6 protein-coding genes, 1 pseudogene and 1 CRISPR repeat array are annotated in these 10,151 nt (G+C 51.5%); of the genes and pseudogenes, 1 reads left to right on the top strand and 6 read right to left on the bottom strand.

Features of this window, described 5'->3' with window-relative positions; translation table 11 throughout:
• Window positions 1-64 precede the first annotated feature (64 nt).
• Window positions 65-725: direct repeats of the CRISPR family, unit length 47 nt; unit sequence GATGTTTGTCTTAGCGCAAAGATAAGAATTTTAAAGCAAATCACAAC.
• Between the two features lie 325 nt (window positions 726-1,050).
• The gene (gene polA / locus H6A34_RS11825) at window positions 1,051-3,816 is read right to left on the bottom strand and encodes a DNA polymerase I (protein ID WP_205105684.1); all 2,766 of its coding nucleotides are present in this window, start codon (window positions 3,814-3,816) and stop codon (window positions 1,051-1,053) included.
• Between the two features lie 85 nt (window positions 3,817-3,901).
• Here polA and H6A34_RS11820 point away from each other — a divergent pair, with 85 nt between their 5' ends.
• A complete protein-coding gene (locus H6A34_RS11820; RefSeq protein WP_205105683.1) occupies window positions 3,902-4,882 on the top strand; it encodes a polyprenyl synthetase family protein in 981 nt (326 codons plus the stop codon).
• Window positions 4,883-5,246: 364 nt separating this feature from the next.
• Here H6A34_RS11820 and H6A34_RS11815 read toward each other — a convergent pair.
• The 5 genes and pseudogenes from H6A34_RS11815 to uvrC form a co-directional block, all read right to left on the bottom strand.
• A pseudogene (locus H6A34_RS11815) lies at window positions 5,247-5,819 on the bottom strand (four helix bundle suffix domain-containing protein).
• A 233-nt stretch (window positions 5,820-6,052) separates the two neighbouring features.
• Window positions 6,053-6,934: a deoxyribose-phosphate aldolase gene (deoC, locus tag H6A34_RS11810; protein ID WP_239480865.1), complete on the bottom strand. Its 882-nt coding sequence runs from the start codon at window positions 6,932-6,934 to the stop codon at window positions 6,053-6,055.
• A gap of 240 nt (window positions 6,935-7,174) precedes the next feature.
• Window positions 7,175-7,507, bottom strand: a complete 333-nt coding sequence (locus H6A34_RS11805) for a nucleotide pyrophosphohydrolase (RefSeq protein WP_205105685.1) — start codon at window positions 7,505-7,507, stop codon at window positions 7,175-7,177.
• Between the two features lie 122 nt (window positions 7,508-7,629).
• Complete coding sequence (gene dtd, locus H6A34_RS11800; protein WP_205105681.1) at window positions 7,630-8,082, bottom strand: D-aminoacyl-tRNA deacylase; 453 nt, start codon at window positions 8,080-8,082, stop codon at window positions 7,630-7,632.
• A 112-nt stretch (window positions 8,083-8,194) separates the two neighbouring features.
• Window positions 8,195-10,048: an excinuclease ABC subunit UvrC gene (uvrC, locus tag H6A34_RS11795; RefSeq protein ID WP_205105680.1), complete on the bottom strand. Its 1,854-nt coding sequence runs from the start codon at window positions 10,046-10,048 to the stop codon at window positions 8,195-8,197.
• Window positions 10,049-10,151 lie beyond the last annotated feature (103 nt).

The following is a 10,151-nucleotide window of genomic DNA, read 5'->3' as shown; positions in this document are numbered from 1 at the left end:
GCGCAAAGATAAGAATTTTAAAGCAAATCACAACGATATTTGTCTTGGGTTTTACTACAACCTAGATGTTTGTCTTAGCGCAAAGATAAGAATTTTAAAGCAAATCACAACCATTTTCCTCGATTGTTATGTTGGCGCATAGATGTTTGTCTTAGCGCAAAGATAAGAATTTTAAAGCAAATCACAACTTAAAACCATCAACGCTTTTAATGCCATTTGATGTTTGTCTTAGCGCAAAGATAAGAATTTTAAAGCAAATCACAACCAAAGACCATCAACGCTTTTAACGCAATTTGATGTTTGTCTTAGCGCAAAGATAAGAATTTTAAAGCAAATCACAACTTCTGTCTGTCATACTCTTAGTCTTTTAGGATGTTTGTCTTAGCGCAAAGATAAGAATTTTAAAGCAAATCACAACTTTGTGATGAAAACGGCAAAAATGCTAAAAGATGTTTGTCTTAGCGCAAAGATAAGAATTTTAAAGCAAATCACAACTTTAAAAAATCTGATAAATTATACCTTTTAGATGTTTGTCTTAGCGCAAAGATAAGAATTTTAAAGCAAATCACAACTTGCGTAATAGCCTGCCCAAGGTCACGCTGATGTTTGTCTTAGCGCAAAGATAAGAATTTTAAAGCAAATCACAACAGGTTATTCGTAAATAATTACTTCTTCTCGGATGTTTGTCTTAGTACAAAAATAAGAAATTTAAAACAAATTACTGCTCCTCAACAATGGAAACTTAAACAATAGATATTTATTTTATTAAAAGTGTTGTAATTAATTGATATTCAATTAATTGTAAACGGCGTTCTTTCGCAGCGCGAAGGGACGCCGTTTGGTGTGCGATATGCGTCATATTGCGACGCAATATGACGCTTTTATGATTATGGCGGGGTAGGGGATGGTCGGGATAAGCCCGATAGGCCTGATGGGCTTAATACGGATTTGTGAGGACAATGGATACCGGATTTCTCACTTTTTCCTTTTAGTTTTTCACTTATATTGTAATGTATTCTTCATTCTTCATTTTCAATTTTTCACTTAACTTCAGTGCGCCTCCAGCCAGTTTTGGCCCCATCCGCAGTCGGCCACGAGGGGTACGCTGAGGGGATAGGCGGCCTGCATCTCCTCGAGTACTATGCGTTCGACGGTTTCCTTCTCGTCGGGGTAGACGCTGAAGTTAAGTTCGTCGTGCACCTGGAGAATCATTTTCGAGCGCAGGCGCTCGTCGCGGAAGCGGCGGTGGATACGCACCATGGCGATTTTAATTATGTCGGCGGCGGTGCCTTGTATGGGTGCGTTGATGGCGTTGCGCTCGGCAAATCCGCGCACGGTGGCGTTGTGCGACGTGATGTCGGGCAGGTAGCGGCGGCGGTGGAGCAGGGTCTCGGCGTAGCCCAGTTTGCGTGCCGTCTCCTTTGCCTGTTCCATGTACTCGGCTACCTTGGGGAAGGTGGCGAAGTAGCCGTCAATCAGCTGCGTTGCCTCCGTGCGGCTGATGTCGAGGCGCTCGGCCAGTCCGAACACGGTAATGCCGTAAATGATGCCGAAGTTGGCCCGCTTGGCCTTCGTTCGCTGGTCGCGCGTGACACTGTCCATCGTCTCGTGGTAGATTTTGGCGGCCGTAGCGGCGTGGATGTCGTAGCCCTCGCGGAAGGCCTCCTGCATGTTTTCGTCGCCGCTCAGGTGCGCCATTACGCGCAGTTCTATTTGGGAGTAGTCGGCCGAGAAGAACAGGCAACCCTCCTCGGGCACGAACGCCTTGCGTATCTCCTTGCCGTCCTCGCCCCGCACGGGTATGTTCTGCAGGTTGGGGTCGCTCGACGAGAGTCGCCCCGTGGCCGTTACGGTCTGGTTGAACGACGTGTGTATGTGGCCCGTACGTGGGTTAATCAGCTTCGGCAGGGCGTCTACGTAAGTGCCGAGCAGCTTTTTCAACCCTCTGTGTTCCAGTATCTTGCCTACTATTTCGTTCTTTCCTTTAAGTTGCTGGAGCACTTCTTCCGACGTGACATACTGCCCCGTCTTGGTCTTCTTCGGTTTCTCCACGATTTTCATCTTGCCGAAGAGAATCTCGCCCACCTGTTTCGGCGAGGCGATGTTAAACTCCTCGCCCGCCAGCTGGTATATTTCCTTCTCGATGGCGTTCATGCGTTCGGTGAGCATAGCCGACGTTTCTTTCAGCGCACCGGTGTCGATGCGCACGCCGCCCACCTCCATGTCGGCCAGCACCTGCACCAACGGCATTTCCACTTCTGTAAAGAGTTGCCACACGCCGGCCTCCTTCAGTTTCGGCTCGAGTATGTTTTTCAGCTTCAGGGTGACGTCGGCGTCCTCGGCGGCATACTCATATACCTCCTTAGGGTCAAGGTCGCGCATCGACTTCTGACCCTTGCCCTTGGGGCCGATAAGCTCGTCGATGTGTATGGTTTTATATTTGAGGTACACCTCGGCCATGTAGTCCATGTTGTGGCGCAGCTCGGGTTGGAGCAGGTAGTGGGCTATCATCGTGTCGAACATCTCGCCGCCGAGCGTGACACCGTAGTTCATCAGCACCTCCATGTCGTACTTGATGTTCTGCCCGATTTTGAGGATTGAGGGGCTTTCGTAGACTGGTTTGAAAATATTAACAATGTTTTGCGCTTGTTGACGATCGGCAGGAACGGGCACGTAGAAGGCCTCGTTTTCCTCGACAGAGAAGCTCAAACCAACGAGTTCGGCGTCGATTGTGTTGGTTGAAGTCGTCTCCGTGTCCAGACTTAAAAAACTTTTTGTCATGAAAAAGTCACAAAGTCGGCGCATATCTTCCTCTGTGTCAACGAGTTTATACGTATGAGGCGTGTCAGTTAACGCTCTCAGATTCGATTTTTTGGCGTCAACCTGCCCGTCGGTCGGGTTTTCCGCAAATAAATCGAGTTGCTGATTTGCGTTATTTTTGATGTTTTCACGATTGTTAAGAAACTTGTCCGAGAGCGTCTTAAACTCCAGTTCGGTGAAGATTCGGCGCAGTTCGTCACGGTCGGGGTCGGTCACGCGCAGCGCCTCGAGGTCGAGGCTGACGGGCACGTCGGTGCGGATGGTGGCGAGGAACTTGGAGAACTTGATTTGCTCGGCGTTCTCCTCCACCTTCTTCTTCAGTGCGCCCTTCAGTTCGGAGGTGCGCTCCAGCAGCGAGTCTATCGACCCGAACTGCTGTAGAAGTTTTACGGCGGTCTTCTCGCCTACGCCCGGACAGCCCGGTATGTTGTCCGCCGCGTCGCCCATAAGGCCGAGCAGGTCGATTACCTGTGCCGTCGACTCGATGCCGTACTTCTGGCATACCCCGTCGGCGTCGAGCGTCTCGTAACCGCCGCCGTGGCGCGGGCGGTACATCACCACGTTGCCTCTGACGAGCTGGCCGTAGTCCTTGTCGGGCGTCAGCATGTACGTCTTAATGCCCTCGGCGCCTGCTTTTGTGGCCAGGGTGCCGATTACGTCGTCGGCCTCGAAGCCCTCCGCCTCGAGCACGGGTATGCGCATGGCCTTCAGTACCTCTTTTATTATGGGCACCGAGGCGCGTATGTCCTCTGGCGTCTCCTCCCGCTGGGCCTTGTATTGGTCGTAAGCCTCGCTGCGGAAGGTGGGGCCGTGGGGGTCGAAAGCCACGCCGAGGTATGTCGGCTTCTCCTTCGAGAGCACCTCGTGCAGGGTGTTGCAGAAGCCCAGCACTGCCGACGTGTTCATGCCCTTGGAGTTTATTCTCGGGTTCTTTATGAATGCGTAATACGCCCTGTATATCAGGGCGTAAGCGTCCAAAAGGAAAAGTTTATCCATGTTTTTGCTTGTTTTTACGTGTAAAGTTACTAATTTTTTGTCATTAATCGGATAAATTCACTACTTTTGTATCAAATTTCGTAGCATGACTGACTATTTATCGATAATAAAGAAACCCATTGAGAGCGAGCTTGGGCAGTTTATCAGTCTGTTCAACTCGTCGCTAACCCATGAGGACAAGCTTCAGGAGGAAATCTTCGCACGTATCCGCAACCGCGCGGGCAAGCGCATGCGGCCTATGCTGATAATGCTGATGGCCAGGAACTACGGCGCCGTGAACGACGCCACGCTGCACGCCGCGGTGGGTCTGGAGCTGCTGCATACGGCCTCGCTCGTGCATGACGACGTGGTGGACGAGAGCCGCGAGCGCCGCGGGCAGGCGTCGGTCAACGCCCTGTATGACAACAAGGTGGCGGTGCTCGTGGGCGACTATATCCTCTCTACGGCGCTGCTGCACGTGTCGATAACGCACAACGAATTGATAGTCAGGTATCTGGCCGAGCTCGGCCGCACGCTTTCCGACGGCGAGATACTCCAGCTTACGAGTATCGGAGAGAGCGAAATTTCCGAAGAGACATACTACAAAATCATCAGTCGCAAGACCGCCGCGCTGTTCGAGGCGTGCTGCGCGATAGGCGCCATATCGGCCGGCATGCCCGAGGAGAGGGTGGGCGAGGCCAAGCGCTTCGGCCAGACGCTGGGCATTATCTTCCAGATTCGCGACGACATATTCGACTATTACGACTCGCCCGAGATAGGCAAGCCCACCGGCAACGACATGGCCGAGGGCAAACTCACCCTGCCCGTAATCTACGCCCTTAACTCGGCGGGTTACGACAGCATGTTCAAGCTGGCGCGGAAGGTGAAGGACGGCACGGTAAACCAAGATGAGATAGCCTGTCTTGTAGACTTCACCAAGGCTCACGGCGGCATAGAATACGCCGAGCGGCGTATGGAGGAGCTGCACGACGAGGCCCAGCGCTTCATCCGTGACGAGGTGAGTGACGAGGAGCTGAAGCGCAGTCTGACGGCTTATCTCGACTTCGTGATAAAGAGGAATATCTGACGGCGTAATGCCGCGGCCGTGCGGTGTCGTGAAGTTACGGAATATTTTTCATAAGATATTGGTTTTCAATGATTTAAGAAATGCCGTCTTTTGCAAGGCAAAAGACGGCATTTCGTGTTATAAAAGACGGCCTTTTGTGGGGCTAATGGGGCTGATAAGCCTAATTAGCCAAATGGGATGATAGGCCCAATGGGCCTGATGAGCCTAATAAGCCAAATGGGATAATAAGCCCAATGGGCCTGATTGGCCTAATAAGCTATGGCTCATTGGGCTTATCAGGCTCATTGGGCTAATTTCCTATCAGGCCAATTAGGCCTATTCTAAGGCCTATCAGTCTAATTTATCGTTGTCAGCTAAATCCTTCTTACTGCCTCCTGCCGTTTCTTTTCAGCCATTCTACTCTTGCGCGGTACATCTCTTCGCGCAGTCCGCCGCCCTCCACGAAGTCCTGTTTCAGTCGGTCGATGAATTTCCTGAGCATTACGTCGGTCTGGTGAATAAGAGTGATTGCGATGTTGGCGATGGTCTCGTCGCTCCTTGTCGTTATGGCGTTGCGGTAATACGCGCTGTCGTTGTGCCTTGAACATACCGCCCTTGTCTATGCTGCCTTATCGCAGTTGATGTCCCATATAGTGAGGTTGCGCACACGTAGGTAGTCCTCATAGTCGGCCAGAAGCTCCTGCATGCTCGCCCGTGCCACGTTGGTCAGCTTCAGTTCGGTTTCTTTCGACGTGGTGCTTGCCGCGCTTCCCTCGGCTATATTCTGCTTGCACGAGCGTGCCGCCTGAATCATCTGGTCGATAGTGCGGTCGCCTTTTTCGAGGAATTTGTGGGCAAAATAATAAGTAATATCATAAATGCATTTCGCCTTTTGGTAGACTATCAGATTGCGGTAGTTGCCGCGCTGCGGCATGAAAGGCCGGTTGTCGTTAGTCATGGTATAATTGTTTTTTGAATTAGTAGATTGTATTAGATAAGACTAATGGGCCGGATAGGCCCAATAAGCCTGATGAGAGAGTGGGGCAGACAGGCCTGATTAGCCAAATAGGCCTGATGGGATGATAAGCCGGATGGGCCAATTAGCCAAATAAGCCACGGCACATTGGGCTTATCAGGCTCATTTGGCTAATTTCCCATCAGGCTAATTAGGCCTATCCTCCCCAGCCTTTTTCAGAAGAATTTAGTCTCTTCGCCGAGTATTTCGCTCAGCAGCATGTTGGCCAGTCGGCTGGTGCCGAGGCGCAGCCACTTGTTTGTCAGCCATTTTTCGCCTAAGACCTCTTTTACTATCGTGTAGTAGATAAGTGCGTCCATCACCGAGTTAAGGCCGCCAGCGGGCTTAAAACCTATCTGAATGCCCGTTTCGTCGTAGTATTCCTTGATGGCCTGGCACATCACATATGCTGCCTCAGGCGTGGCGGCAGGCTCGAGCTTGCCCGTTGAAGTCTTGATATAGTCGGCGCCGGCATACATCGCCAGGATTGACGCCTTCTTGATGTTCGAGGCCGTTTTCAGGCAACCCGTCTCCAGAATTACCTTCATCGGGGCGTCGCCACACGCCTGTTTCAGCTCGTTGATGTCGTCGCACACGCCCTCGTAGTCGCCGCTGAGGAACTTGCCCACGGGCATTACGATATCTATCTCCGTGGCACCGTCTTTCACGGCGAGGGCCGTCTCTGCTACCTTTACCTCGATAAGTGCTTGTGACGAAGGAAAACTGCCCGAAACGCAGGCTATCTCTACGCCGTCAACCTCAAGCGACTCGCTCACCGTCTTGGCAAAACACGGGTACACGCAGATGGTCGCCACGTGGGGCAGGTCGGGGTAGGTAGCGTCAAACTGGTTTACCCTCTCCGTGAAGGCGAGTATCGACTCGTCGCTGTCGGTGGTCTTGAGCGACGTCAGTTCAATGCTGCCGAAGAGGAATTTCTTTACCTCAAGGGTATCGTTCTCGTGCACTTTCTCGGCGATAATCTTCCTTACGGCGTCGCGGACGGCAGCGTCGTCAAGGTCGGTATTATACTTGCTGAGTGCCTCGTCGTACTTGCTCATCTTCGGGAACTCGTGCTCATGCTTGTGCTCGTGAGCCTGTTCGTTGTGCTTGTTGTTCTCTACTGTTGCCATAATTTTAAGTTTTTAATTTTTGAAGTTATAGGAGTTAAAGAAATTATCACTCGCTCTGCTCGTTAGAAGTTAAAGCCAAATGCCTTGACGGTTGCGCCCGCGGGGCTAATGGCTATAACTTCTTTAACTTCTATAACTTCTTTAACTGCCAAAATAATCCTTTGATTCTTAATTCTTAACTCTTAATTTCTCATTATTAATATGCCTTGTGGCATCGCGTTTTGTCTTCTTTTCGAGGTTCTTTTTCAGCGCCTCGGTAAGGTCAACGCCAGTCTGGTTGGCCAGGCAGAGCAGCACCCACAGCACGTCGGCCATCTCGTCTGCCGGGTCGGTAGGTTCGCCCGTCTTGAAGCTCTGGTCGCCGTACTTGCGGGCGATGACGCGCGCCAGCTCGCCAACTTCCTCCGTGAGGCACGCCATGTTGGTAAGTTCGCTGAAATAACGCACCCCGTATTGTCTAATCCATTGGTCTACAATGAGTTGCGCCTCTTTGATAGTTATCTCTTCGCTCATGTTTTTGTAGGAATTAATAGGCCGAATAAGCCTTATTGGACAAATAGGCCTGATGGGTTTTTATAGCTCTTAAATGCTATTTTCTTAACTCTTAATTCTTAACTCTTAACTCATTCCTTGTGCTTCGTGTCCATGCAGATGGTCACCGGACCGTCGTTTACCAGTTCCACCTTCATGTCTGCGCCGAACTCGCCCGTGCCTACTTTCAGGCCCGTAAACTCGTGCAGCTTGCGGCAGAAGCTCTCGTAGAGGGGTATGGACACCTCGTGGCGTGCGGCATGTATCCACGACGGGCGGTTGCCTTTCTTGTAAGACGCCAGCAGGGTGAACTGGCTTATCACGAGAATCTCGCCCCCGACGTCGGTTATGGGCAGGTTCATTACGCCCTCGGCGTCGTCAAAAACGCGCAGCGCGGCTATCTTTTTCACCAGCCAGTCGACGTCCTCCTCGGTGTCGCCGTCGGCCACTCCGAGCAGTATCATGTACCCTTTGCTAATCTCTGATTTCACCTCTCCGCCGATTGTCACTGACGCCCGGCTGACGCGTTGGATTACTGTTTTCATGCTTGAGAATTTTATTAGTAGTTAAAGTAGTTATCGGTAGTTATAGTAGTTAAAGTCAAATGCTTTGTCGGTTGAGCAAACAAGTGTAATGACTTTAACTACTATAACTACTCTAACTACCTTTAACTACTTCCGTTTCTTGATTTTTATTGAAATACTCCCACACTATTTTTGCCTTCGCTTGCCCTATAACGTCGGTAAGTTGCTGGATATCTGCCTCCTTGATGCGCTTTACCGACTTGAGTGCTTGCAGCAGGGCGTCCTTTGTCTTGGGGCCTATGCCGTGGATGTCGTCCAGCTCCGAGTGCAGCGCGTGCTTTGAGCGCTTGTCTCGATGGAAGGTTATGGCGAAGCGGTGGACCTCGTCCTGCATGTGCGTGAGGAGGTGGAACAGCTCGCTGTCGGTCTTCATTCCCACCACCACGGGCGGCACGCCGTACAGCAGTTCGTTGGTGCGGTGACGGTCGTCCTTGGCAAGTCCGGCAATTGGAATGTCCAAGTGAAGCTCGCCCTCGACAACGCTACGCACCACGCTCATCTGCCCTTGTCCGCCGTCGGTTATGATAAGGTCGGGCAGGGGTTGGCCTTCCTCCACCATGCGTGAGTACCTGCGGCGCACCACTTCCTGCATCGAGGCGTAGTCGTCGGGCCCAACCACCGTTTTTATTATGTACTTGCGGTAGTCCTTCTTGCTGGGTTTCATCTTCTTGAACACCACGCACGCCGCCACGGCGTCGCTGCCTTGGATGTTAGAGTTGTCGAACATCTCAATCTGGTAAGGCATTTTCGGCAGCTTCAGGGCCGCTTGGATTTCCTTCATCAGGCGCACTGATTTCTGCTCAGGATTGAGCTTTTCAGCCTGTTTCAGGCGGTCGAAGCGGTACTGCTTGCCGTTCATTTCCGACAGGTCGAGCAGAGTGCGCTTGTCGCCCCGTTGCGGAACGGTGAACGTTACGCCGTCAAGCGTCATGTCGACGGCGAATGGAACGATTACCTCACGCGCCGTGCTGCCCATCCGTTCACGTATCTGCAGGATGGCGAGCTGCAGTATTTCGAGCGCCGTCTCGCCCAATTTCTTCTTCATTTCGAACGTCTGCGCCTGGTTGATACTGCCGTTCATTACGTGCATGTAGTTCACGAAGGCCGTCCGTTCGTCGTCGGTCACGCTGAACACGTCGACGTCGGTGATGGTATGGCTCACCACCTCGCTCTTGGCGCAGAAGCTGTCAAGCAGCATGTAGCGCTGTTTCAGCACCTCGGCCTCCTCGAAACGCATCTCTTCCGCCAGTTTCATCATACGCGAGTAGAGTGTGCGTTGCAGCTCGCGCGTGTTCCCTTTCAGTATCTCCCGCGCCTGGGCTATGCATTCCTGATAGTCTTCCAGGCTTTGTTTGCCTATGCACGGAGCGCCGCAATTATGTATATGGTACTCCAGGCAGGGCTTGTATTTCCCTTGTTCTATACCCTCTTTCGTGATAGGTTGGCGGCACGTGCGCGGCTTGTAGAGCTTCTTTATCAGCTCAAGTATGGCGTACATCGAGCCGATATGGCTGTAAGGGCCGAAGTACGAGCCCCATTTCTTGTTGATGGTGCGCGTCTTGAATATGCGCGGTAGGTATTCTTTCGTGACGCAGATTGAGGGATACGTCTTGCCGTCCTTGAGCAGAATGTTGTACCGCGGCTGGTATTTCTTGATAAGACTGTTCTCCAATAGCAACGCATCTTCCTCGGTGTTGACCACTGTATAGGTAATGTCGTGGATTTTGCTTACCAGCACTTTCGTCTTGAAACGGTCTACCTCTTTATGGAAATAGGACGACACGCGGTTCTTCAAGTTCTTCGCCTTGCCGACATAAATTATCGTGCCGTGCTCGTCGTAGTACTGATAGCTGCCCGGCTTCGTGGGCATGTTGCTCACGATGGCCTTCAGGCGGGCCAGCCGCTTCTCGTTTTCTTCTTTAGTCATGACGCGTAAGTGCTTTGTTTAAAGGGCTTTTCAAAGATAATGTTTCACGTGAAACTTAGCCCCGTAGGGGCAATTAAGAGTTAAGAATTAAGAGTTAAGAAAA

The organism is Marseilla massiliensis (assembly GCF_016899855.1).
In the GTDB taxonomy this organism is placed as follows: domain Bacteria; phylum Bacteroidota; class Bacteroidia; order Bacteroidales; family Bacteroidaceae; genus Prevotella.
Note: the sequence above shows the minus strand (reverse complement) of the source record. Positions and strands in the feature narration are given on the sequence as shown.

What these genes read in the sequence shown, in the direction of transcription:
- polA (WP_205105684.1), bottom strand. Translation starts at nt 3,816, where the DNA reads ATGGATAAACTTTTCCTTTTGGACGCTTACGCCCTGATATACAGGGCG.
- H6A34_RS11820 (WP_205105683.1), top strand. Translation starts at nt 3,902, where the DNA reads ATGACTGACTATTTATCGATAATAAAGAAACCCATTGAGAGCGAGCTT.
- deoC (WP_239480865.1), bottom strand. Translation starts at nt 6,934, where the DNA reads ATGAGCAAGTACGACGAGGCACTCAGCAAGTATAATACCGACCTTGAC.
- dtd (WP_205105681.1), bottom strand. Translation starts at nt 8,082, where the DNA reads ATGAAAACAGTAATCCAACGCGTCAGCCGGGCGTCAGTGACAATCGGC.
- uvrC (WP_205105680.1), bottom strand. Translation starts at nt 10,048, where the DNA reads ATGACTAAAGAAGAAAACGAGAAGCGGCTGGCCCGCCTGAAGGCCATC.